17 protein-coding genes are annotated in these 24056 nt (G+C 62.8%); all 17 read right to left on the reverse strand.

The genetic code is table 11. The features are described 5' to 3' along the window. Window positions 1-152: 152 nt before the first annotated feature. On the reverse strand, window positions 153-1778 hold the full coding sequence (locus ACODSK_RS26635) for a methyl-accepting chemotaxis protein (RefSeq protein WP_489020228.1): 1626 nt from the start codon (window positions 1776-1778) through the stop codon (window positions 153-155). 228 nt (window positions 1779-2006) lie between these two features. Further along, the gene (locus ACODSK_RS26640) at window positions 2007-3302 is read right to left on the reverse strand and encodes an NAD(P)/FAD-dependent oxidoreductase (RefSeq protein WP_489020230.1); all 1296 of its coding nucleotides are present in this window, start codon (window positions 3300-3302) and stop codon (window positions 2007-2009) included. A gap of 194 nt (window positions 3303-3496) precedes the next feature. After that, window positions 3497-3919 (reverse strand): RidA family protein, encoded by a 423-nt coding sequence (locus ACODSK_RS26645; RefSeq protein ID WP_489020232.1) that lies wholly within the window; start codon window positions 3917-3919, stop codon window positions 3497-3499. Between the two features lie 32 nt (window positions 3920-3951). Then, window positions 3952-5085, reverse strand: a complete 1134-nt coding sequence (locus ACODSK_RS26650) for an ornithine cyclodeaminase family protein (protein WP_489020234.1) — start codon at window positions 5083-5085, stop codon at window positions 3952-3954. A 279-nt stretch (window positions 5086-5364) separates the two neighbouring features. Continuing rightward, entirely contained in the window at window positions 5365-6438 is a 1074-nt protein-coding gene (gene tssA / locus ACODSK_RS26655) for a type VI secretion system protein TssA (RefSeq protein WP_489020235.1), read from the reverse strand. Window positions 6439-6532: 94 nt separating this feature from the next. Continuing rightward, window positions 6533-7051 carry an Hcp family type VI secretion system effector gene (locus ACODSK_RS26660; RefSeq protein ID WP_489020237.1) on the reverse strand — a complete coding sequence of 173 codons (519 nt, stop codon included), beginning with the start codon at window positions 7049-7051 and terminating at the stop codon, window positions 6533-6535. Between the two features lie 64 nt (window positions 7052-7115). Beyond that, a complete protein-coding gene (locus ACODSK_RS26665) occupies window positions 7116-9644 on the reverse strand; it encodes a type VI secretion protein IcmF/TssM N-terminal domain-containing protein (protein WP_489020270.1) in 2529 nt (842 codons plus the stop codon). Between the two features lie 14 nt (window positions 9645-9658). Further along, window positions 9659-13288, reverse strand: coding sequence for a type VI secretion system membrane subunit TssM (tssM, locus tag ACODSK_RS26670; protein WP_489020239.1), 3630 nt, complete (start codon window positions 13286-13288; stop codon window positions 9659-9661). Window positions 13289-13306: 18 nt separating this feature from the next. Next, window positions 13307-14002, reverse strand: coding sequence for a type IVB secretion system protein IcmH/DotU (gene icmH, locus ACODSK_RS26675; RefSeq protein WP_489020241.1), 696 nt, complete (start codon window positions 14000-14002; stop codon window positions 13307-13309). Continuing rightward, entirely contained in the window at window positions 13999-15342 is a 1344-nt protein-coding gene (tssK, locus tag ACODSK_RS26680) for a type VI secretion system baseplate subunit TssK (RefSeq protein ID WP_489020242.1), read from the reverse strand. Before tssK ends, icmH begins: the two co-directional genes overlap by 4 nt. After that, window positions 15339-15989: a type VI secretion system lipoprotein TssJ gene (gene tssJ, locus ACODSK_RS26685; protein WP_489020244.1), complete on the reverse strand. Its 651-nt coding sequence runs from the start codon at window positions 15987-15989 to the stop codon at window positions 15339-15341. The genes tssK and tssJ overlap by 4 nt, the downstream gene beginning before the upstream one ends. A gap of 16 nt (window positions 15990-16005) precedes the next feature. After that, window positions 16006-18588, reverse strand: a complete 2583-nt coding sequence (gene tssH, locus ACODSK_RS26690) for a type VI secretion system ATPase TssH (protein WP_489020246.1) — start codon at window positions 18586-18588, stop codon at window positions 16006-16008. Beyond that, window positions 18585-19655, reverse strand: coding sequence for a type VI secretion system baseplate subunit TssG (gene tssG, locus ACODSK_RS26695; RefSeq protein ID WP_489020249.1), 1071 nt, complete (start codon window positions 19653-19655; stop codon window positions 18585-18587). Before tssG ends, tssH begins: the two co-directional genes overlap by 4 nt. Then, window positions 19619-21439 (reverse strand): type VI secretion system baseplate subunit TssF, encoded by a 1821-nt coding sequence (gene tssF / locus ACODSK_RS26700; RefSeq protein ID WP_489020250.1) that lies wholly within the window; start codon window positions 21437-21439, stop codon window positions 19619-19621. Before tssF ends, tssG begins: the two co-directional genes overlap by 37 nt. Continuing rightward, on the reverse strand, window positions 21439-21921 hold the full coding sequence (tssE, locus tag ACODSK_RS26705; RefSeq protein ID WP_489020252.1) for a type VI secretion system baseplate subunit TssE: 483 nt from the start codon (window positions 21919-21921) through the stop codon (window positions 21439-21441). Before tssE ends, tssF begins: the two co-directional genes overlap by 1 nt. A 37-nt stretch (window positions 21922-21958) precedes the next feature. Then, entirely contained in the window at window positions 21959-23461 is a 1503-nt protein-coding gene (tssC, locus tag ACODSK_RS26710) for a type VI secretion system contractile sheath large subunit (protein WP_489020254.1), read from the reverse strand. 2 nt (window positions 23462-23463) lie between these two features. Beyond that, the gene (gene tssB / locus ACODSK_RS26715; protein ID WP_489020256.1) at window positions 23464-24009 is read right to left on the reverse strand and encodes a type VI secretion system contractile sheath small subunit; all 546 of its coding nucleotides are present in this window, start codon (window positions 24007-24009) and stop codon (window positions 23464-23466) included. Window positions 24010-24056: the final 47 nt, after the last annotated feature.

Raw genomic sequence — 24056 nt, forward strand, 5'->3', positions numbered from 1 at the left:
GCTCACTACAGTAATCGCGGGTAAACCCGCTCCCACAGGGGGACGCGTCGCACTTTAGGCTTGTTCTCTGCGCGACAGCGCACCCGGATTCGGCGGCCGGCCCGAAACCTGTGGGAGCCGGCTTGCCGGCGATGAGGCCATCAGTTTCGGCCTCAGACCTTGAACTGCGCCACCATCCCGTTCAGTTCCACCGCCAGCCGCGACAGGTCCTGCGCTGCGGCACTGGTCTGGTTGGCGCCGGCCGAGGTCTGCATCGACAGGTCGCGGATATTGACCAGGTTGCGGTCGACCTCCCGGGCAACCTGGGCCTGCTCTTCGGAGGCGCTGGCAATCACCAGGTTGCGCTGGTTGATCGAGGCGATGGCTTCGGCGATCAGTTCCAGTGCTTCACCCGCCGCCTGGGCGATGTCCAGAGTGCCGCTGGCGCGGCCCTGGCTGCTGTGCATGGCGCCAACGGCGCGCTCGGTGCCGCTCTGGATCTCGGCGATCATCTGTTCGATCTCGCCGGTGGACTGCTGGGTACGGTGGGCCAGGGCGCGCACTTCATCGGCGACCACGGCGAAACCACGACCTGCCTCACCGGCACGGGCAGCCTCGATGGCGGCGTTGAGGGCGAGCAGGTTGGTCTGCCCGGCGATGGAGCCGATCACATCCAGCACCCGGCTGATTTCATTGGCACTGGCCGCCAGTTTCTCGATATCGCCAGCCGTGCTGGTGACTTCGCTGACCAGCGCCTGGATCGATTGCAGCGCCTGGTTGACCTGGTCGCGGCCATCGCGGGTGGTCTGGTCGGCGCCTTTGGAGGCGTCGGCAGTGCTGACGGCGTTGTTCGCCACTTCCTCGACGGCGGCGGTCATCTGGTTGACCGCTGTGGCCGCCTGTTCGATTTCCGCGCTCTGCTGATGCAGGCCGCGGCTGGTGTCTTCGGTGACCGAGTGCAGTTCTTCCGAGGCCGAGGCCAGTTGATCGGACGAGGCACTGATGCGCGCCAGGGTCGAGCGCAGGCTGGTCTGCATGCGTTGCAGTGCGGCGAGCAATAGCGCCGGCTCGTCCTGGCCTTCGACCTTGATGTCGCGGGTCAGGTCGCCGGTGGCCACCCGCTCGGCCACGGCCACGGCTTCGGCCAGGGGCACGACGATGCTGCGGGTGAGCAGGGTGGCGATGGCGACCAGGGCGGCCATGATCAGCCCCAGGGCGATGCTGATCAGCAGGAAGGATTCGGCGGACGCGTCGGCGCTGCGCTGGGCGGCCTTGTCGGCGCCGTCGGCATTGTATTTGACCAGGGCACGCAGGCTGCTCTGCATGGCGTCGGTGGCGTCACCGAGAGGGCCGTTGATCAGTTGCCGGGCATTGTCCATGCGGTTGTTCAGCACCGCGTCGCTGACCTGGGCCTGGATGCTGTTATAGCGCTCGCGGGCGCTGACGAAGGCATTGAACAGGGCGCGGTCGTCGGCCTCGATGATGGTGCTTTCGTAGTGGTCGATGGCGGCTTTCAGGTCCTGGTTGACCTGCTGGGCGCGTTTCAGGGTGTCGATGCGGGTCGATTCCTGGTCTTCCACCAGGCTGCGCACGATCATCGCACGGACCCGGTTGACGTCGGTACCGACCTGTCCCAGGGAGACCACGGCAGGCAGCCAGGTCACGCGGACTTCCTCCGAGGCCTTGTCCATTTGCCGGGTTTCGTACAGCGAGACCAGGCCGAGGGCCAGGACCAGCAGGCCGAGCAGGGTGAACATGCTGGCGGCCCGTTTGCCGATTTTCATTTGCCTGAATTGCATGGGTACTCCTTGGGAAAAATCTGGCAGTCACCGGTCGACTACCCGGTCACGCAGCGTCGTACCTCCGCGTCGCGGAGTGCGGCACTGGCGCCTTTCTTCGATGATGTCAGTTAGACATCGTTCCCCAAGATTACCTGCTATTGTTGAACAGATGTTTCAAATGAGTGATTCGTTTCAGCCCCTTACGCCAGAGCCCTAGCGTTATCCCCTAGGGCTCCTCGGCAAGGCTCAGGCCAGGCGTTCGAAACGGTATGGCGCGGGGTCGATGATCGGGGTTTCCCCCGACACCAGGTCCGCCGCCAGGTGACCCGCCGCCGGCGAGGTGCCGAAGCCGTGGCCGGAGAAACCGGTGGCCAGGGTCAGGCCGGGAATGGCCGCGACCTTGCCGATGACCGGGTTGGAATCCGGGGTGACATCGATGGTTCCGGCCCAGGCCTGGGCGATCCGTGCCTGCTCGAACACCGGCCAGGCCGCGCGCAGGTTGCGCAGGGCGTCGCCGTTGAGGCCTTCGTTGGCGGGCGGGTCCTGCACCCGAACCTTTTCGAACGGGCTGACGGCGTCGGCTTTCCAGCGCCGGGCCAGGGCCAGATCGTTGACGAAGTACTTGCCCAGGGAAATCTTCAGGAAGTCGCGCTGGGCCTTCAGTTGCGGCAGGAAGCGCGTGCCCAGCAGCAGGTGATCGAGGGTCAGGAAGGCGTCCAGCTTGCCACGCTGGGTAATGATGAAGCCGCCGTCCTTGTGTTTGCGGAAGGAGAAGTCCGGGGCGCCGACGGCGATCTCGGTGGGGCCTTCCATGGGTTCGGTACGCAGCACCGAGCAGGTCAGCGGCAGGGTCGGCAAGTTGATGCCGTGATTGCCGAGGAAGCGCCGCGACCACAGGCCGCCGGCCAGCAATACCTGCTCGCAGCGGATCTCGCCACGTTCGGTGACCACGCCACTGACGCGACCGGCGCTGGTTTGCAGGGCTCGCACCGCACAGTTCTCGATGATGATCGCGCCCTTGGCCATGGCCGCCCGGGCAATCGCGCTGGAGGCCAGGGTCGGTTCGGCGCGGGCATCGGACGGGGTGTAGATGCCGCCGAGCCAGTTGCCTTGACCGCCCGGCACCTTGTCGGCGATTTCCCGGCTGCTGAGCAGACGCGAATCCAGCGACAGGTGCTCGACGCTCTTCAACCAGCCGGCATGCATGTTCATCTGCGCCTCGTTGCGCGCGATGAACATGATGCCGGCCTGACGGTAGCCGACGTCCGCACCGACCCGTTCCGGCATACCCGCCCACAGCCGGTCTGCGGCCAGGGCCAGGGGAATGTCGTCGGCGTGGCGGCTGGTCTTGCGCACCCAGCCGAGGTTGCGCGACGACTGTTCGCCGGCGATCCGGCCTTTTTCCACGACCACCACCGGGATCCCGCGCTCGGCGAGGGTCAGGGCGGCGGTCAGGCCGATGATGCCGGCGCCGATGATCACCACGGTGGTGGCGGGCGGCAGCTCGGAGCTGGTGTGTACGGGGTCGATGCTGGGCGACATGGCGGGGCTCTATAAAGGAAGGCTGAGGATTAATGCCAGTCAGTTAGTCGCTTGATGACAATTTGGGACTGCTTTGCAGCCCTTCGCGAGCAAGCTCGCTCCCACAGATTTCACCGTCTCGTGGGAGCGAGCTTGCTCGCGAAGGGCCGCAGAGCGGCCCCAGTTGGCCTAAATGACGGGCATTAGGCTGGGGCTCACTGGCCGAGGTTGATCTGCACGACTTCGGCTTTGGCTGCGCCACGGTAGGCGGTGACTTCCAGCTCCACCTTGTAGACCGTCGAGCCCAGCGGCGGGCAAGTTGCGGTGCAGGCCGGGTCGATGCCGCGGAACCTGGTGCCGATGTAGTCCATCACCTTGGCCACGTCGGCCGGGTCCTGGATGAACACCCGCGAGCAGACCACGTCGGCCAGGCTGGCATCGACTGCGGCCAGGGCCCGTTCGATGTTGGCGAAGACCTGCTCGGCCTGTTCGATCACGTCTTCCGGGATCAGCTTGGTATCCGGGTTGCGCCCGGCGGTGTTGGACACGTAGATCCAGTTGTCGACGGCGACCAGTCGCGAGTAGCTGGCCTTTTCTTCGAAGATGGAGCCGCTTTTCACTTTGGTGATCTGGGTCATGGGGAAAGTCCTCGTTGGCTTGGAAAAGGGAATCAGCGCAGTACCGGCTCGTCCCACAGGTTGAGTTTCACGCCGATGCCCAGCTCGACGGCCTTGCGATACACCACGGTGCCCCAGGCCAGGTCTTCGACCGGCATGCCGCCGACCGACATCAGGATGATTTCTTCGTCATTCAGGCGGCCCGGGGCGTCACCGGCGATGATCTTGCCGATGTCTTCCACCTGTTCGGCCTGGAGCGAGCCTTCGGCGATCATGTCCATGAAGCGCACGCCCACCAGCGGCACGTGGTTGTGCGCGGGTTTCGGCAGTTCTTCGAACCAGGCCTGGTACAGGCCGGTGTTGTCCACCACCTTGCGGATGTCGTGCTGTTCCATGCCGTCGCAGATGCTGCACGGTGCGGGCATGGCCAGGAAGGCGCCGGGCTTGACCCATTCGCGGCGTACCAGCGGGTACTTGCTTGGATCGCCGACTTCACCGGTGCTGCAGTAGGTGACCAGGTCGGAGTCGCGTACCACCTCTTCAAGGCTGTCGACGATCTGGATGTTGGTGATCTGCGGGTAGGTTTCCTTGACCCAGGCGACGAAGCTGTCGAGGCTGCGCTGGCCACGGCCCTTGATCTTGATGGTGTCCACCAGGGGGCAGGCGGCCATGAACGCGGCGACGGTGGTCTTGCCCATCACGCCGGGGCCGAGCAGGCCGATGACTTTCGAATCCTTGCGCGCCAGATGGCGGGCGCCGACACCCGGAATCGCCCCGGTGCGGTAGGCCGACAGCAGGTTGGCCGACATGTAGGCCAGTGGCGCGCCGCTGTCGGCGTCGTTCAGGGTGAACATCAGGATCGAGCGCGGCAGGCCTTTCTCGCGGTTGGCGATGTTGGAGCCGTACCACTTGCAGCCGGAGGTGCGGAAGTTGCCACCCAGGTAGGCGGGCATGGCCATCATGCGGCGATCGGCGGTGGGCTTGGGCATGTGCGGGAACGGCGAGCTCTCCGGGAAGGTGATCATCGCGCCGTGGGAATCGTTGTTCGGCCCGGCCATGCGGTAGTCACCGTGGTACAGCAGCCCGAACATTTCCTCCATGGTGTCGACGCAGGCCGGCATATCGGTGACACCGGCGCGGATCATGTCCTGCTCGGAGAGGTAGATGAAGTCGATTTTTGTAGTCATGGAGGTGATCTCTTGGTACGGCGGGCGTTGTATTGACGCGAAGGTCTCTGCAACGCTGGTTTGCAGCGTGCAGAGCGATGGAGGGAGTTTGCTAACGAGCGGTAGGCAAGTCTTGAGTCTGTGCGCCAGAGGGTTTGACTGTGCGTGACATGGAGTGCAGCAGGAGCTCTGGGCTGTGCGATCCTGTAGGAGCGTGGCTGAACTGCGAAAGGGCCGCGACAGCGGTCCCAAAACCATCCCACACGGGCTTGGGAGGTGTGGATTCCCGGGGTTTCCAGATCAGGGCTTCTGCTCTCGGGTTCCCAATACATCCCGGATGGCATCCACGACATTGCTGTCCTTGATGACATCGCTGAGCCAAGCCTCCAACGGCATATTGCCCCATTTGATCGCCCGCTCGATCAGGTGGGGAACCGGGCTTTGCGGCTCGCTCTGCTTGAAGTACACAGCGACGCTGGACAGCATGCTGAACGCTTCTTCGCGGTTCTGCGGGACTGCACGCAAAGGTGCAGATGAATACACAGGAGCAACGCTGGCCACTGGCATGCTGGTCGGTATCTCAAGCGTTTCGGTTGTAGCAGGGAGCGTTTGGATACCGCGGTCCTTCAGCAGCTTTGCGGTCAGTTGGCTTGCGCGGGACAACACGTCGACCAGACTGGCGAAGCTCGTCGCATGTGCGCCGTACAGGCGGTCAACGGTTGTCTGCAACTGCTGGCAGACGTGCAGGCAGGCGGAAATCTGGCCAGCCTTGTCTTGCAGGTGCGCGGTATCGGTAAGAACTGCCGACCGCTGGAAGATTTCTGCGTTGATCTTGCCTTCGTCCACGGCCGTCTGCATCGCCTTGGGGTTTTGCAGCGCCAGATTCTCCACATGGCGCGACTCGTCGTAGTGGCGCACACCGAAGGACTGGCCCTGGGTGATCGGCAATTCCGCAGCAATGGTAGTGAGGGTGGTATTGAGCCAGGACAAGCGCGCGCTGCGTTCTTCAATACCGTCCTCCAGGGATGGATATGCGGTATCCCAGAAATCCTTGAGGATCCGTTCGGCCAGGGTCAAGCCGAAGGTCATGCCTGCAAAGTGATCGCGCCGCGCCAGTCCTTCGTTGAGCCAGGCCACCAGCATCAGGTCCTTGCTTCGTTCGGCCAGCCCCAGGGCGGAAAGGCTGATGACTTTCTCCCAGTCGGCGCATTTGAGGTCGGTCTGCCAATCTCCCTGGGTCAGATAGGCAGGATCTGCCCGGCGGGCTTCCTTGATCTGATCGAACAAGGCGGAAAAGCCCAGGTCTTCACCCGCGCCGCCGCAAATCGGAGCGATCAGTTCGGCCATCGACAGGTCGTTGTGATAATCAGGCATGGAGGTCGCCGTTCCGGTTCAGGAGACACCACGCCCGGGTCAAAGGCGTGGTGCATGGAACGGGCCGCAGTGACGGCCCGTCATTGGCGACCTGTCAGGCGAACACTTTGTTCGCCGAACGATCCCATCCGCCAGTCACGTTGCCACCGCCCTGACCGTCGCTGCGGCTCTGCTGGGTATAGGTCGTCTTGATCCGCGCGAAGTTGAAGCTGATCTCCTCGATCGGCAGGTCACTGACTGCCTTGTCCTCGCCACTCTGGCTACCACCACCGACATGATCGAAAGCCGAGACGACAACTTCCTCCAGGGTGATTGTCATGTAGGTGACCTTGTCACCGCCGGCGCGGTTGACGTTCAGCTGGATCTTGGCGATATGGGTGCCCTTGCAGCAGGCTTCGAACAGTTTGGCCGAGGCCTTGTCCACGGCCTTGCGGATCTTGAAGTCGCGCAGTGCGACGCGCTCGGACGAGGCACCGCCCGAGGAACTGGCGGTAGCCGAGGTCGCCTGGGTGGCACCGAACTGGTAACCCAGGACTTCGATCCAGTCCTTGTGTTTTTCGTCCAGTACTTCCCCAGGAATTCCGTCGATCTGGATAAAGGAATCAAACGACATGGTGTAAATCTCCTTGACATCATTGGATGGGGCAACACACCCCTGGTTGGCCTCTCTGAATCGATCAGTAGAGGTTGTTCTGTGCCGGACGGGTTTCCCGGGAGCCCCGTCCGGCCTGTTCTTCCGCGTGGCCGCGATCGACGCTGCGTACCACGATCTCGACCCGTCGATTGGGTTCGAAGCACTTGATCAGTTCTGTTCTGGACAGTTGCCTATCGCAGTGGACCAGAGGCTTGCTGCTGCCCAGGCCATGAGCGCTGACTCGGTCCTTGGGGATGCCTTTGCCGATGAGGTAGGTGCGGATGGTGTGCGCCCGCTGCCGCGACACCGCCAGATTGCCCTGTGGATCGCCCAGTGGATCGGCGTGGCCGGAGATCACGATGCGGTCAACGTCGGCAGTGCCGAGGAGCTTGCTGGCGATGGCGTTCAACTGGTGCCGACCGGCGCTAGCCAGGCCCTGGAAGTCGGCCCGGCCAAATGCGAACAGCGTGTCGGACTCCAGCGTGATGGTCTCGATCGTGCGCAACGAATGGCTGCGCAGGCTATCGATGTAATTGCGCGAGCTGGAAATCAGAAAGGCGTTGTCGAGAATGCGCGGTGCATCCGCGGCGTGGACCTGCTCGCTGTAGAACTCGATCTGGCGACTGGCGTACAGATAGTCCCGGGGCGCATCGGGCGTAGCCATTGACTGCCCGGTATGACGGGCAATTGCGGGATACCAGTAGTCTGGCAACCTGGCGTTGAGAAACACCGGATCGGCTTTGTCACGATGGGCGAGCGAAAGCATCGCGTAGGTATCCAGTGTTGCCTTGCCGAAATCGGCGATCGACTGCGCCCGGTTGTCCTGGGGCAGGGCCGACGCCTCGACGCTGTCGACAGCGGTTACGGGCGCCAGACGTGGTGTGTTGCGTTGATAGACCTTGAGGGTCGGCAACTGGTAGAGGGTTCGCGTGAGGTTGTCGGCCACAGGTTCCAGCATTACCTGACGTAGTCGGGTGAAGTATTCCGCGCGCAGTAGAGGTTCGACCCGATAACCCTGGTAGAGGCCGAAACCCATGCGCAGCGGAACACCCTCCTGGTGGTGCTGCCGGTGATAATCGCTGGCCCATGACCGCAACCGATCGAGGCTATGCCAAGCGGTGTAGGCATCCTTGACGCGTTGGTCGGCGCTGGCTGCCAGGGCGAGATCGGCGGACAGCTGTTGCAGAGTCGCAGTGTTGTTGTGCCAGGACCAGCCCCACACGCTGCACAGCAGGGTGGCGACCAGACTGGCTGCCGCGATCTGGGTTCGCTTGCGTCGGCGCTGGCGGTGGTTGCGGCTGTACAGCGTCACCAGGTGTTGGTCGGGGATGATCACCTGGCGTAGCAATCCCTCGATGAACCGTGGCGCCGGTTTGCTGACCTCGGTTGCATGCAGTGGACGCGACTGCAATGCGAAGCGCTCGGCCACGCGCTGTTCGTGGCGGCCTGGCGAGGTTTCACCAGCGTCCCGGGCTGCTGTGAAATAGAATCCGCGCAACAATTCGGCTGGCTGGTAGGGGGTGGTCTGCATCAGGTCCCCTACGAACTGCTTCAGCCTGGGTTTCAGCGCTGCCAATTCGACGGGGAAGCGGTAAGCCGCATCATTTCCCCGCGTAACCTCGATGTTCTGGCGCACCAGGCGCTGGTGCGCCACCTGTTGCCAGTAAGCGACCACTTCGTCGAGGGCACCATCGAAGCGTTGGGGCCAGTCGGCAAGCGCGTAGCCTTTGTGGGAGAAGGTCTTGCCCATGACGGCAGCACGAGGATCGTCGTGTCCGTCATGGCAGAACGGGCCGAAGCCGGGGAGCAGATCGCACTGGCTGAACACCAGGTAGATCGGCAGGCGCATTTCGAGCAATCCATTGCATTGCTGAATACGTTGGCGCAAACGCCTGGCCGTGCGCTCCTGTGCTTCGCTGCTGCCATGCAGAAGGTCGCCGATGCCAACCACGACGATCAAGCCATTGAGCGGTCGATGCGGGCGGTGCTCGCGCAGCAGTTGCAGAAGGGCGCGCCACTTGCCGACTTGCGCGGGGTTGTCCATGTAGCACCCGGCGCTATCCAGGAGCACGGCTTCGGCACCGATGTAGCACGCGCAGTCATTTGCGGCAGACCTGTCGGCGATTGCCACGCTGTCGTCCATACCTCCGTCGAAACTCAATCCTGACTGCTCGACCAGACTACTCTTGCCGGCACCGGACTGGCCGATGATCAAGTAGCAGGGTGGAGCAGGGTGGCCGTCCTTGATGGCGCAGGACTGCTTGAATCCTGGCAGCAGCCGATCACGCAGTTGCTGGATCTCTTCGCGATTCTCCGCGTCAGCGCCAAGTTGCGTCCGCTGCGCTCCTTCCTGCTGTCGCAGATCGCGATCGAGGAGGGGCGGAGCCCGATAAAGCAGAAGGACATAGCCTGCTGACAACAGCAGGAACATCCCGATACCTGCCAGCAGGCTGTCCAGCGAACGGAAGCCCAAGGCACAGCCAATACCCCAGATCGCGAAGATCGCCAGGAAAAAGATCGCGCAGATGAAATACGGGCGATAGCGCAAGCAGAAGTACTTGAACCTGTTCATATGGGCGTGGCCGATCATCGTGCACCCCCGCTTTCATTCAGGGCCCTGAGTGCCTTGACCTGCCCCAGGTCCGTCAGCTTGACCCCGCCGAAGTTGCGTACCAGCAGGCTGACCCGGCCATGAGAGGTGTTCCAGCTGAAGCGCTGCTGGATGCCATCGAGATCCTCGACCTGAGCGCTCTCATTCAGCCGTAACAAGCCCCAACGACCCGGGAAGTCGAAGACCCTGGTGCGAGTGCCGTCCAGCGTGACTACGTCCAGCCGCGCTCCGGGTGCCCTGCCGTCCCCTGGCCAGGTGAAGCGGCGCCAGTTGCTGCGACCATTTCGATAGTGTTGCTCCTGGCCGTCGAGGCTGAACAGAATGTCGGTGAAGCGCCCGGAGGGCTCGAGCATGATCTCGAAGCCGTTATCACGATCCGAAAGGCTGGCGATGACCTGTCCCAGGGTACTGGCCTGGTCGATGCTGGACAGCATCTGCGGCCTGACCAGGGTTGCCTTGGCCGACCCCGGCCCGAGTCCCTCGCCGCCGGCCAGGTTGCCGATCTCGTTGCGCTTGAAGGTTGGCAGGAGCCCGTGATCCGGATCGATGAAACGCTGCAGGTCTTTCACCGAGGCTTCGTTGCGACTCCCCCCGGCGATCGGATAGCGATGAGCCATAACCTGCTCCCAAGGCCTGGCGATCTGCTGCGTCCAGGCCTTGGCAATCTGTTGCCCGGCCGGAGTGCGCAGAGTCTCCCAGGCATGCTGGAGCGGAAGCTCGAACAGCCGCAGCAACGAACGGGACAAGGCATCCTGGCTGGTGTCGATGCTGCCCTCCACGTAGTTGCGTAGCGCCGTCACTTCGTTTGGCTGGCCGTCGAGGGTTTCACTGATCAGCAGCTTGCTGCTCTTACCCACATCCTGGGCACGTTGCACGTTGTGCAGACGTACCTTGAGCTTGCGCAGGGCAGCCAGGTAACGGTCCATCAGCGTGCTGTCCGCGCCTTCGCCTTCGTGACTGGCAAAAAGCCGTGCAACTGGCTCGAAGCCTTTGGCGAGACTGCCGTCCTCTACGGCAGGCAGGGGCGCAGCGACATGAGCAGGCAGGCGGTCGGCGTTGTCGAGCAGATTGCTGACCTTGCTCCAGAATCCTTGTGCAGGCAGATCTCCGGGGCTGGGCAGGGCATGTTGGCGAGGCAGGTCCCACCGGGTATTGGCATCGATGGCCATCAACAGGCGCTTGATCGGCGAGTTCTGGATATCGCTGAGCAAACCGAGCTGGCGGGTTGCCGTTGGCAGGTCACTGAAGGGTCGCACCCCGACGCTGTCGGCCAAGCGGTACCAGGCCAAGGCGTAGTCGCGCTTGTAGCGGTTCATGAATTCGCGAACGAAATTGGCTTTCTGCACGATGGCGTGATTGTCGTCGCCGTCGAGTACCCAGTCCGAGTCAGTGTGCAGGTCGCTTGAGACCAGCTTGAGCAGTTCGGGCTTGACGAAGGTTTCCCAACCTTGCCGGGTGTAGATCGCTGGAACGCTGAGCGAGCCCCGCAGCAGCATACGACCGGGTTCGTCGACGAGGTCGTCGAGGGTCAGTACAGGGAAGCGCTGGCTCGATTCCAGTTGTAACCGCAGGTACTCCCGATCCACCAGGGAACTGGCGATCATGAAACGCTTGAGATTGTCCCGGGTTTCGTCAATCAGTGCCTGATTGCGCGGCAACGCGGGCGCCTGGCTGGTTTCGAGCAGGTGCAGGTAGACCGCCAGGTTGCGTTCGATCAGGCTGTCGTCTTCGAGGCTGGGCCAGGGTCCTGGCAGGTTGGCGGCTATGAAGTCCGTTGTTTCTCCGGCCTGTGGTTCGCTCAACAACAGATAGAGCTTGAGTCGGTGGTAGGCTTCGACAATCGATTCCACCTGTTTCGCATCGAGGCGCTCGAGCATCTCGTCGGTCAAGGCCAGGCCTGTGTCAGTGGCCTGCTTGCGGACAGGTTGACTGACCATGGCCGAGGCGACTGCCGAGGCCTGAATGCTGCTGGCAAAGCTGTTGAACTGGCGGAGCTGGACCTGCAGGTCGCGGGTGACCGGCTCCAGGACCCGTGAGCGCAGTTGCCCGAGATAGACGCTGCGCGTCAGCGCATGGATCGCTTCGCCCTGGTACAGTCCGGCGCCGAGCGCCAGGGGCACGCCATTGCGACGATAGGCATCGACGGTGTCCATCTGTTTACGCAATGGCTCCAGGTCCTGGCTGCTTGCCAACTGCTCGCGTACCTCGCCAAGCCATTCACGGTTATTGCCAAACGACAGCGTTTGCCAACCGACGAGGGCCACCGCAGCCAGGCTCGCCGATGTCAGCAACAGCGGCCCCACACCTGTTCGATGCCCCTGACGCAGCAGGTGCAGTACCAAATCCCGGTCAGGGAAGATCACCCGGCGGAAGACGTCAGTGATGAAGTAGCTGCACCGCTCGATGTTGTTCGTGCCCTCCTGCGCTTGCTCTTCGCCGTCCCCGGTGACGAGGGAGAATTCGCGGATGACCTTGTCTTCGTAGACTCTCCGAAGGTGCTGGTGATCTTGGGTGGCACTGGTGAAATACAGGCCTCGCAGCAGTGGTGGCGTGCGCTGCTGTTCAGGGGCGAGGTGCTGGACGAACTCCTGGAGCACGCCGCCGAGTTCGCTGAAGTAGCGTGGAAAGTTGACCAGCGTGCTGCCGGCATGCGCCCCGGCACGGCTCAACTGGATATCGACCTGTTGCCGTATGTGCCGTTGCAGGTTGTCCATGCGGGTTGCGAACACCGCCTCGAGCCCTTTTCGACGCAGTTCGCCCAGGCCGAAGGTCATGCCAAGTGGTTGCTGGCGCTCGCTCGGGCCCATATCGGCAAAGGCTTCGGAAAAGCCCGGCAACCGGTCAAGCTTGTTCAGCATCAGGTAGACCGGAGGACGGCTCCCCAGGCACGTGGCATATCCTTCAAGCAGTGTGCGCAAACGAATCGCCATGGCATGGCGCTCGTCGCGGCTGGCAAGCAGCAGGTCAGCAAGATCCACTACCATCACCAGGCCGTTGATCGCCGCCTTGCCGCGCTGCTTGCGCAACATGCTCAAGAACGCGCGAAACTCGCTGGCCGACTGCTCTTCGTGCAGGTAACGAGCGGCAGTGTCGATCAGCACCGCGTCGGCACAGAGGTGGAAATCGCAGTGTCGTGTACCGTCGTCGTCCGCGTCGGCCGTGGCGTTGCTTGCGCAAAGCCCCGACCTCGCCAGGAGCGTCGTCTTTCCCGCGCCTGCCTCACCGATCAGCAGGTACCACGGCAAGTCGCTGAGCGCGGCCTTGCCACCGCCACCTGCCGTGCAGTCGGTGCGCAACATGGCAATGGCGTGCTTGAGGCGCTCGTGCAGCACCTGGCGATCGCGAAAACCCACGTTGGCATGGTGAGAACGATCCGCCTCTACTTGCAGCAGGTGCTCTAGATTGCGCTCGGTATGAATACGCCGGTACTGGCGCAGTACGATGACCAGCAGGAACACGGCACTGACGATCGCCGCGGCTTCGGGCAGATGCTCCCGCAGTCGGGGGGAGACGCCGCCGAGCAACCAGCAGGCAAGCAGGCAGGCCAGCCACGACAGGGTCAACAGGACCCAGAAACTCTTCAGAAGACGCAATGGTTTTTTCATGTTTGTTCTGACGTGGACTCAGGCACCGAAAAGCTGGCGGACTTGCTCGGACACGGCGGCAAAGTCCCGGTCCAGCAATGCGTCGAGAAACAGGTAGACGCCGCCGCACAGCAGCGCCATCAGGCTCAGGTAGAGCCACAGCGGCACTTCGTAGCGCAGCATTTGCGACACCTGTTCCGGGAGGGCCCAGTCGGGATAAAGCGGTTCTGCCTGGCGGCAGGCGGCGATGTCCTGGCCCAGGCTGTTGGCCAGGTAGCGCAGCCGGTCCAGCTGGCCGAGACCGAATTTTCCTTCGAATCCCAGTGCCAGGCACAGGTGATAGACCTCGAGTACCTCGAGGTTCGCTTTTACGTCCGCACGCAAGGCCTCGAGCCTGTCGAAAAAGCCCTCGCCAGCCAGATGCACGCCGAAGTACCGAAACTGCAAGGGGTGTACTTCGAAGCGTTGGCGCAACTCGCCCTCGCTGGCACGCAACGCACTTTCGTCAAAGAAGGCGCACAGCGCGTACTGGCAGTCCTTGACTTGCTCGGCGCTGTAATGAGCACTGCGGGCAGCCTGCTCGAAGCCGATGAAGAAGCGCTCGACACTCTGTTCGAATTGCGCCAGAGAAGTGGCCTGACGCCCCTCGCGGACAACCAGCGCCATGCTGATGAAGTCCTCGACCAGGTTGCGCAGACGCGGTTGCGGGTCGGCAGGCAGGGCAACTTCGCTCATTTGAATACCGCCATGAGTTCGAGCTTGAGGTTGGTAAAGGTGCTGGGTACGTAGAAGCAGATGCTCTGGGCCTTCATCATTCGTTCGTAGACCTGACCTTGGGGTTCGATAGCGAAATACTGGTTATCCAGGCGCATCGGGATTGCGCCCGGCAGGCGGGTTGCGTGACGCACCGGTGCGCCCGGCATGGCGCTGTTGACCACTACGGCGATGTCGTCCGGCGAACCGACCTTGATGGCCCGGGGTACCAGATCGAGCAGGTCCGCTCCGGGTATGTCTGCGTGTACCGAGAAGTAGAAGTCGGCCTGTGCCAGTCGCGGGTCATGCAGCAGTGCCTGCCAGTGGGCGGGCTTGACTTCTGTCAGCTCGATGACCAGGCACGGTTCCGGAATCACCTTGTCGAGCATTGCGCGAATCATGTCGTCGAGCCTGGACAGCGATGCCGCAGGGTCGCGATGGTCGTAGTCAGGCAGGTCGGCAAGCTGACCGCCGAGGGAGAAGGTCAGCAGTGCACCGGCGAGCTCGGCAAGAAGCAGGTACAGGCGTTCCGGGTGCAAGCGTGGGTGGGCCAGCAGGTGAGCGAGGAGGGGACAGGCACGATTGACCGTGTTGAGCAGCCAGAACAGGGTGACATCACTGGAGCCGAACTCCGCGACCTGGTCAGCGCGCTCACGGCGACGGCGCGACAGGTTCGTGCTCTTGTCCTGCAGCACGCCGAGCAGGCGCTGCGCCATGCCGGCCATCGACTCGTGGCTGCCAACGTGCAAGGCTGGTGGCGCAAAGTGCGGGTCGAGGTCGAAGCCGCCAAGACTGTTACGTATCAGACGGGTCAACGGGCAATGGCTGTAACCGTCCAGGCAGTCGCCGTCGACCAATAGCACCACGTTGAACCGCAGGCTGGCGATCTCGTTTTCCAGATCGCCCTCATTGAGATCGGGCAGGGTATCGAACTGTTTACGAAAGCGTCGCCCGGCTTCGGGCTGCAGACCATCTTCGGCATAGTTGCGCCCAAAGGGTTCGCGCAGTTTCAGCGCCGCATGGACTTTCAGCTCATTACCCTTGCACAGCTCCCGCAGGTCACGGGCGGCGGGCAACGGGTCCTGCTGTGGGGCGTCGTAAAGGCTGCCGTCGGGAAATACCAGCTTCAGTCGTTCCAACTGCAACGAGCCGTTGGCCAAGGCATTGGCATCGACCTGCAACGCCTGCACGCCCCAGTTGAAGGGAGTGCTGCGCAGTGTCGCCTCGGCGAGCTGGCGTTGGTGAAACTCATCCTGGTACTGAAAGTGCTGGGGCAGCAGGAACATGCCTTCCGACCACATCACCCGGCTGTGCTTGCTCATCTGATGCCATCCGCCAGTGGGTTGAAAATTGAATGCCCGTGCTCGCTTGCCTGTTCCAGGTCCGCGACCGGCCCTGGATCGGGAATGGCCTGGGGTCTGTCCAGCACATCGACGCCACGCAGCGCCGCGAGCTCGGTCCGGTCGGCCAGCACGCGCAGCCCGCCGGAGCGTAACCAGATACCGTCCTTGCGCAGCGACCCGGCATCGAACGCCACCTTCCAGCGAGCGCTGCGTTCGTCGCGGAAGAAGGCGGCTACGCCGATATAACGGGTGCTTTCCAGCAGTGGCCAGCGATCGACCTGGCCGAGACCGGGCAACAAGGTGATCTCGCGGCTTTCCACGAAGGTTTCGCCCAGAGCCTTGTGCACATCGAGCCACAGGGTGTTGGCGTCGCTGGTCGAGAAACGTTGCAGATCGGTCAACTGGTACACGCGCATGACCACCGACAGCGGCGTACCGTCATGGCCTGGATTGAGCTGGGTGCCTGCATCGCTGGTGAGGATGAGTTGCTCGCTATCGGCCAGCAGGTCGGCTGCCCAGCTGTCATCCATGCGCTTGCCGATGCGCTCGGTCACACCACAACCGGCCAGGGCCAGCACGGCCGCGAGCGTCACCAAGCGTTTGCACCAAGGGTTTCCGAGTGTCATGGGCCGGCTGCTCCGTTCAAACCACGCGATAGGAGAAATCGCCATGACTTCCCGGCTCGATGGTGATTTCGGTGATCGGGGCGTCCAGGGCCATGCGTGCCAGCACCCGCTCGGAGAGTTCCGGCATCAGCGTGCGCGAGAGGATGTTGTCAATGGTGCGTGCACCGCTGTCGACCTCGACACAGCGAACGGCGATGGCCTTGATCAGGTCCTCCTGGTAAATGAGCCTGGCCTGATGGTTGCTGGCGAAGCGCCGGGCGATACGTTCGAGCTTGAGCGCGACGATGCGCTCGAGGATACGGTCCTGCACCGGATAGAAAGGCACGATGTTCAGGCGCCCGAGGAAGGCCGGTTTGAACACCCGGTTGAGCTCCGAACGCAGGCCTTCGACGATTGCGTCCGGCGTGGGGCGGCCATCTCCATGCAGGCAGGCCTGCATGATGTGCTCGGTGCCGATGTTGGAGGTGAGGATGATCACCGTGTTGCGGAAGTTGATTTCGCGGCCTTCGCCATCATCCAGCAGGCCTTTGTCGAACACCTGGAAGAACAGCTCGAGGACGTCCGGGTGGGCCTTTTCCACCTCGTCGAGCAGCACCACGCTGTAGGGCTTGCGGCGCACGGCCTCGGTCAGCACACCACCTTCGCCATAGCCAACGTAGCCGGGAGGTGAGCCCTTGAGGCTGGAGACGGTATGCGCTTCCTGGTATTCCGACATGTTGATGGTGATCAGGTTGCGTTCGCCGCCGTACAGGGTCTCGGCCAGGGCCAGAGCGGTTTCGGTCTTGCCGACGCCGCTGGGGCCGAGCAGCAGGAACACACCGATCGGTTTGTTCGGATCTTCCATGCGTGCACGGGAAATCTTGATGCGCTTGCCGATCTCGTGCAGGGCATGATCCTGGCCCAGCACCCGCTCGCCGAGCAATGCTGGCAGACACTGCACGGTTTCGATCTCATCACGCAGCATCCGGCCCAGGGGGATGCCGGTCCAACCACTGATGACCTGGGCAACGGCGCTGGCATCCACCAGCGCATGAACCAATGGCTGCTCGCCCTGGACCTGGGAGAGTTCGACCCGCAGGGCGTGGAGTCGCAGACTGTCGGTCTCGTCCTTGCTGTCCAGCGCCTTGAGCTGCTCAACCAGCTCCAGTTCGCGCTGCCATTGCTTGGCAAGGCGTTGCTCGTCCTCTCGTGCGCATTGCAGGATGTGGTCCAGTTCTTCGAGGCGGCGCCGGTGGTCATGACCTTTGCTGGACTCCTGCACCAGCACTGCAATCTCGGCCCGCAGATCATCGATTCGCCGACGGCAATCCTCAAGTGCTGCGGGCTGCGCCGACTGCCCGAGGGCAATGCGGGCGCAGGCGGTGTCTAGTACGCTGACCGCCTTGTCCGGCAACTGCCGGCCGGTGATGTAGCGGCTGGAAAGGCGCACCGCCTGGATCAGGGCTTCGTCCATCACGGCGACCTGATGATGCTCGCGCATTTTGCCGAGCAGCCCGCGCAGCATGTGGATGGCCTTGTCTTCGTCAGGTTCTTCGACCTTGACCACCTGGAAGCGGCGAGCGAGCGCGGCGTCCTTTTCGAAGTACTTCTTGTATTCGGCCCAGGTCGTGGCCGCGATGGTGCGCAGTTCGCCCCGGGCCAGGGCCGGTTTGAGCAGGTTGGCCGCGTCGTTCTGCCCCGGCTGACCGCCCGAGCCGATCAGGGTGTGGGCTTCGTCGATGAACAGGATGATCGGGTGCAGGCTGCGCTTGACCTCCTCTATGACGGCCTTCAGGCGGCTTTCGAACTCGCCCTTGACCCCGGCACCGGCCTGCAGCAGGCCCAGGTCGAGGCTGTGCAGGGCGACATCCTTGAGCACGGACGGAACCTCGCCTTTGGCGATGCGCAGGGCCAGTCCTTCGACCACGGCGGTCTTGCCGACCCCGGCTTCGCCCGTGAGGATCGGGTTGTTCTGGCGGCGGCGGGTCAGGATATCGAGCATCTGCCGCACCTCGAACTCGCGTCCGAGCACCGGGTCGATAAGGCCCTCGCGGGCACTGCGGGTCAGGTTGACCGTGTACTGGTCAAGTGCAGGGGTCTTGCCGGCACTCGCGGCCCTGGGACTGTCCGGGGCTCCGGAGCCATTGGCCTGTTTCGACTCGATGCTGTGTTCGACCAGCAGGCCGAGATTCAGGCGCAGATGATCCGGGTTGATGCTTTCCAACCCGGGCGCGGAAGCGATGACCAACTGGCGCAGTTCGGCATCGTCGAGCAGTGCCTGGAGCAGGTGCCCGCTGCGCACCTGACCGACGCCGAACTCGATCGAAGCCAGCAACCAGGCCTTTTCGATCAGGCGGGTAATGCTGGGCGAGAGTGCCGGGGTGCGGGTGTTGCCTTTCTTGAAGGTGTTCAGTGCGGTCAGCAACTGTGCTTGCACGCGCTCGCTGCTCAGCTCGTAATGGCGCAGGATCGCCGGCAGGTCGCCGTCGTCGAGCAACTGCAGGAGCAGGTGTTCGACCTCGACTTCATAGTGTTGCTGCGACAGGCACAACGCCGCCGCGCCTTCGGTAGCGGCACGCGTGGTTTCGTTGAGCTTGGCGAACAAGGACTTCAGGTTCACAGGGCGACCCCATCGTAGGAAATATGAAAAACGGCACAGCGCGAAGGCTTGATGTCGCGGGCCGGGTGTTTCAGCCAGCCCAGCCAGCCCAGTGCAAGATTGCCGTCCCGCGCCAGCCGTGCCGCAGGCACGGCCCGGGGTTCGAGCAGCGGGGCGATTTCGAAGTCCAGCTCCGGCCCCAGGTAGAAGCGCACCAGTTCGAGCAGTTGCTGGTAGTCCCGGCAACCGGGCTGGAAGCGCTGGTAATCGGGCAATGAAAGTGGACCCACTTCGATACGAATGCAGGACTGGTAGTCCCACACCCGTGCACCCGCCACCGCACTGCCGCCCAGGCGGGTGTTGTACCGGCCGAGGCGGCTGCACTGTCCGGCCTCCAGTTGAAGCCAGCGGCCGGCGAACTGCCTGACCCTGATCGGCAGCGAGTACTGGAAACCCAGCATCGCTTCGAGGTTGAGCGCATTGTGCGGTTTCTGGGTGAGCAGGCCGGAGAAATAGCTCAACAGCTCAGGGCGCAGCGCCGACTGCCGCCGCTGGAACTTCTCGCGCCGCGCGCGTGGGCCGAGCCCCGTCAGGTTGAACAGGCAGCTTTCGAAATGCGAACTGCCCTGGCGTTCGTGCTCGATATGGAAGCGGTATTTCTGCCAGGCCTCGTAGAACAGCGCGGTCATGCGGTGCGAAAAGATATCGAGGAAGGCGTGCGCTGCGTCGTCGCGGTACTGCACGTGGCGCTCCAGCAGCAATTCGGTATAGGGCTGCGGCAGGACGCCGGACGGCCCGACCAGGCCCATGAACGTCACCTGAACTTCGCAAAGCAGCCGCCCGCTCGCCGAGACCTGGCCGTCACGCTCGAAATGCAGGTCGCTGACCTCGCTGGGTGGAAACGCCAGGGACAGTTGCGAGCGGAACCGCAGTGGATCCTCATGGGGACGGGTTGCCAGGTCCATGCGCCCGGTTCGGCTGTAGTGCAGGCGGAGCAGCCGGACCAATTGAAAGAACTCGAATCGGTAAGGCTCGGCTCGGGCCTGGTCGATCAGACCAGGGGTTGGTCGCCGGTTCGTGCTGGCCATTGGACGATTCTCTTTTCTCGTTGCAGGGTGCGCAGGCTGAGTTGGGTGAAGCTGTTCATGGAGCAGTACAGGCTGAAGAAATGGTCCAGCACCCGGCCGAAGAGGAACACGCCACTGCCGGTGTACTGGGTTTCATCGAAGGTCAGGGTGATGCCGATGCCGCGTACGAAGTTCGGTCGCGGGTGGCCGATTCGGGCAACCCGCGCTTCGCTCTCGACTGCGGTGATGCCGTTGATCTGTTTGCGAATGGCGGAGCGGTTTCGATAGTTGTAGAGCGACAGTAGCTCAAGCAACACCTCGCGTCCTTGGGATACCAAGGACAGATGGTTCAACGACAGGTGGGAGATCAGTCGCCAGACCAGGCCCTTGTCCAACGGCACCCGTACCGTGGCGGTCGGTTTGCGCAGACAGCGGATCGCACTGATCACCGAATTGGCCTGGATGCTGAATTCACCGTCCTTTCCTCCGAATGGCAGACGCAGGGGGAGATCCCGATTACTGCACGTGAGGTTCAGGCTCAGGGTGTCGCTGTGACCGTCGAGCAGTTCGAGGTCGCGGTCCACCATGCGCAGGTGCAGGCAGGTGCCATCACCTTGGGGGCGGCGTCGGGCGATCCAGTAGCTGTTGCCAGGTTCCTGCTCGCCCCGTGGCTCGAAGAACGGGTGGCAGGTTTCGACCTGATCCGCCCCACCCAGCTTGCGCACCCGGCGTACCCGGTCGATGGACACGACCTCGGCGGCGTTGCGCAGACGCATCTCCGGATGGACCGGATACTCATGGCGGGTATGGCTCAGCTGGATTGGCTCCGCCTGCTGGCGGAACAGATTGATGATCGGAGTGCAATTGAGCTTGAAGTTGTTGCGCCCGATGTTCTGGCTCAGGCGTACCAGGCGCTCCTGGAGGTCGTAGTCACTGAAGTAGAAGTTGATCTCGAACTGCTCCAGCGACTGGTCGCGCAGAATGCGGGCAAAACCGGACAGGTCGAAGAACATGAACTTGTCAGGGAAGGTGAAGTACTCGTGCAACAGCCGGTAGCCCAGGAACGAGCGCTCGGAGTAGTCCACCAGCCCGTCCTCACGCTCGAACCCCACGGCACTCAGGCAATCGGCGGGCAATGCAGCTTCACGGCGGCGCCCCTGGTCATCGAAAACCAGGGTTACCCGGGCCAGGTTGTTGAACAACAGCTCGTACAACTGCTGCATCAGCGTGGATTCGCCGTCGAGGAAGAAACGCAGGCGCTCCAGTTGCAATTGCCCGAAGCGGATATCGCCCGTGACCTGAAGGCCGATACTCAGGCGCGCTACAAGATCGGCACCGTGACCGTTGAATGCCGAGCGTTCCAGCTCGACGAAGCTTGCCTGGTGCACGCGGATCGGCCACAACTCCAGCGGATAACAGGTGCGGAACCGGCATACGACACCATCGACCAGCGCCGACTGGATCTCGGTATGGCGGGCCACCTGGTAGGCTTCGGTCACTTTCTCCTGGCGACCGAGGCTGAACTCGGCGATGGAAATCGACGGCGTCGGACGCAGATAGTGCGGGTACATGACTTCCAGGAATGCCTCGACGATCTCGGGAAACTCGTCATCAAGCTTTTTGTGCACCCGCGCAGCGAGGAACGAGAAGGCCTCGATCAGCCGTTCGGTGTGCGGGTCCTCGCAGTTGTCGCCCTCGATCAACAGTCGCGAGGCGATTTTCGGGTAGCGTGCCGCGAACTCCTGGCCGAGAAAGCGCAGGTGCGACAATTCCTTTTCGTAGTAGGGCAACAGTTCGTCGAGCATCAGTTAAGGTTCTGCACTTTGTATTGCTGGCTGTTGATCTGCAGTACCGCGTCGAAGGAGACCCGGCGGTCGATGTCTTGCAGTTGCAGGACGGCGTCGACGTGGAAGGTCAGCATGCGCGGACCGGTCTTCTGCGCGAGCAGTTGCACGCGGACCTTGCTGAAGCGCCGGTCGCCCGTGCAGATGGCCTTCTCCAGCTGTTGGCGGATCTGGTTTCGCGCCTGTGGGTCGAGCAGGCTCTTGCCGGTGAAGTCGGGCATGCCGTAGTCGAGGAGGGTGCCTTCGAGCACCGGATAGGCGCCGATCCCGGTGGCCACCAGCGCCTGGCGGGTGTTCACCAGGATCTCCAGGTCGCGCACGATGCTGGCCTTGAACGCGTCCAGCGACCAGGCACGCTGCGCTGCGCTCTCCGTGGCCTGCCCCGGACGCTCGTCCAGCAGCCGGTCCAGCAGCGACGGCAGCAGGCGGACCTGGCGGCTCATGGTTGATTCCCTTGCACGATGCCGGCTCCCTTGGACATCAACTGCGGGTGGCTTGCGGCAGTTCCGCAACCAGGCGCAGCGAGGCGGTCAGTTCGTCCAGTTGGTAGTGCGGGCGCAGGTAGGTCACGGCCTTGTATACCCCCGGCTTGCCGGGTACCTCGAAGACTTCGGCGCGCGCCTCGCGCAGCGGGAACTGGGCCTTGGCTTCCTGGCTGGCGGTGTCGTCGAGCAGCACATAGCTGGACAGCCACTTGTTCAGGAAGGTCTCGACATCCTTGCGCGAGGCGAAGCTGCCAATCTTGTCGCGCATGATTGCCTTCATGTAGTGGGCGATGCGCGAGGTGGCGAAGATGTATTGCAACTGCGCCGACAGCCGTGCATTGGCATTGGCGATATCGGTGTTGTACTGCTTCTGTTTCTGCGCCGACTGGGTACCGAAGAACGCCGCGTAATCAGTGCCCTTGCAGTGCACCAGGGGAATGAAGCCGAGGTCCGACAGTTCTTTTTCCCGGCGGTCGGTGATAGCGATCTCGGTCGGGCATTTGAGCGCGATTTCGCCATCGTCGGTCCTGAAGGTGTGGGTTGGCAGGCCTTCGACCAGGCCGCCACCTTCGACTCCGCGGATCGCCACGCACCAGCCGTAGCGGGCGAAAGCGTCGGTGACACGGGTACCCAGGGCATAGGCAGCGTTCATCCACAGGTACTTGTCGTGATCGCGACCGTCGACGTTTTCGACAAAGTTGAATTCCTCCACCGGTGCGGTATCCGGCCCGTAGGGCAGGCGGCCGAGGACGTGAGGCAGGGTCAGGCCGACGTAGCGCGAGTCTTCCGAAGCCCTGAATGACTTCCATTTGGCGTATTCGACGGTGTCGAAGATTTTCGCCAGGTCGCGCGGACCGGACATGTCGGTGAACGAGTCCCAGCCGAACAGCTCGGGGGAGGCCGCCGAAATGAAGGGCGCATGTGCCGCTGCAGCGACATGGGAGATTTCTTCGAGCAGGTACATGTCTTCGGGATTGCGGTTGAACTCGTAATCACCAATGAGCATGCCGAAGGGCGCACCGCCGAAGGTGCCGTATTCCTCCTCGTAGATTTTCTTGAACAGGGCGCTCTGGTCGAATTCGCTGGCGGCCTTGAGGTCGCGCACCAGGTCCTTCTTCGAGGCGTTGAGCAGATGAATCTTCAGCGTGGTGCTGGTCTCGGTCTGGTCGACCTGGTACTTCAGGCCGCGCCAGGACGCCTCCAGTTGCTGGAACTCGCGGGCATGCATGATCTCGTTCATCTGCTCCGAGAGCATTGCGTCGATCTCGCCGATACGTGCGTCGAGCACTGCGATCAGATCCTTGCTCGGGGTCAGTTCGCCTTCGAGGACCTGGTCGACCAGTTCGCCGATCAGGTCGCGGGTACGGGCGCGCTCGGTGTCCGAACGGGCCACGCGGCTCTGGGAAATGATGCTGTCGAGCAGCGAGGACTGCGGGGTGAGGCACTCCACTGCGACAGGATCGACGCTCTGTTGTGCCTGGGCTTGCTTATCGCTCATGTTCACACTCCTTCCCGGCCGTTGCGCTCGTCGGCAGGCACTTCGGCCTGCCTGCCCAGTTCCTGGCCGAGGGCCTTGAGCTTCTCGGTGTTCTGCAACACATCCATCAGCAGCTCTTCGAGTTTGTCGTTGCCACCCATCTTGTTGCGCAGGTCGGCGAGCTTGTTGCGCACTTCGAGCAGTTTGCGCAGTGGCTCGACCTGCTTGACCACGTTCTGTGGTTCGAAGTCTTCGAGGGTGTTGAAGTTGAGCTCGACGCCCAGTTGCGTGCCGTTTCTGGCCAGGGTGTTGTCGACGCGGTAGGTCAGGCGCGGCTTGATGCCCTTGAGTACGCCGTTGAAGTTGTCGCGATCGATGAAGACGAACTTGCGTTCCTTGAGCTTGGGCAGGGGTTCCAGCGGGTTACCGGAAAAGTCGCCGAGTACACCGACGACAAAGGGCAGTTCTTTTTTCTCGAGCGCGTCGCCAATGTCCACGTCATAGGTGATGTGAACCCGTGGCGCGCGAATGCGGTCAAGCTTGTGCTGGGTACTTTCCTTCTTCGCCATCGTCTTCTCCAGTGCGAATCGGTACGGGGTCCGCAGGGCGGACGCCA

The organism is Pseudomonas sp. FG98, assembly GCF_057808595.1.

Coding starts and splice junctions, on each gene's coding strand:
- tssF (WP_489020250.1), bottom strand. CDS start 21,439: ATGCTCGACGAACTGTTGCCCTACTACGAAAAGGAATTGTCGCACCTG.
- ACODSK_RS26645 (WP_489020232.1), bottom strand. CDS start 3,919: ATGACCCAGATCACCAAAGTGAAAAGCGGCTCCATCTTCGAAGAAAAG.
- ACODSK_RS26635 (WP_489020228.1), bottom strand. CDS start 1,778: ATGCAATTCAGGCAAATGAAAATCGGCAAACGGGCCGCCAGCATGTTC.
- icmH (WP_489020241.1), bottom strand. CDS start 14,002: ATGAGCGAAGTTGCCCTGCCTGCCGACCCGCAACCGCGTCTGCGCAAC.
- tssC (WP_489020254.1), bottom strand. CDS start 23,461: ATGAGCGATAAGCAAGCCCAGGCACAACAGAGCGTCGATCCTGTCGCA.
- tssM (WP_489020239.1), bottom strand. CDS start 13,288: ATGAAAAAACCATTGCGTCTTCTGAAGAGTTTCTGGGTCCTGTTGACC.
- ACODSK_RS26660 (WP_489020237.1), bottom strand. CDS start 7,051: ATGTCGTTTGATTCCTTTATCCAGATCGACGGAATTCCTGGGGAAGTA.
- ACODSK_RS26650 (WP_489020234.1), bottom strand. CDS start 5,085: ATGACTACAAAAATCGACTTCATCTACCTCTCCGAGCAGGACATGATC.
- tssE (WP_489020252.1), bottom strand. CDS start 21,921: ATGAGCCGCCAGGTCCGCCTGCTGCCGTCGCTGCTGGACCGGCTGCTG.
- tssJ (WP_489020244.1), bottom strand. CDS start 15,989: ATGACACTCGGAAACCCTTGGTGCAAACGCTTGGTGACGCTCGCGGCC.
- ACODSK_RS26640 (WP_489020230.1), bottom strand. CDS start 3,302: ATGTCGCCCAGCATCGACCCCGTACACACCAGCTCCGAGCTGCCGCCC.
- tssB (WP_489020256.1), bottom strand. CDS start 24,009: ATGGCGAAGAAGGAAAGTACCCAGCACAAGCTTGACCGCATTCGCGCG.
- tssG (WP_489020249.1), bottom strand. CDS start 19,655: ATGGCCAGCACGAACCGGCGACCAACCCCTGGTCTGATCGACCAGGCC.
- tssK (WP_489020242.1), bottom strand. CDS start 15,342: ATGAGCAAGCACAGCCGGGTGATGTGGTCGGAAGGCATGTTCCTGCTG.
- ACODSK_RS26665 (WP_489020270.1), bottom strand. CDS start 9,644: ATGAACAGGTTCAAGTACTTCTGCTTGCGCTATCGCCCGTATTTCATC.
- tssA (WP_489020235.1), bottom strand. CDS start 6,438: ATGCCTGATTATCACAACGACCTGTCGATGGCCGAACTGATCGCTCCG.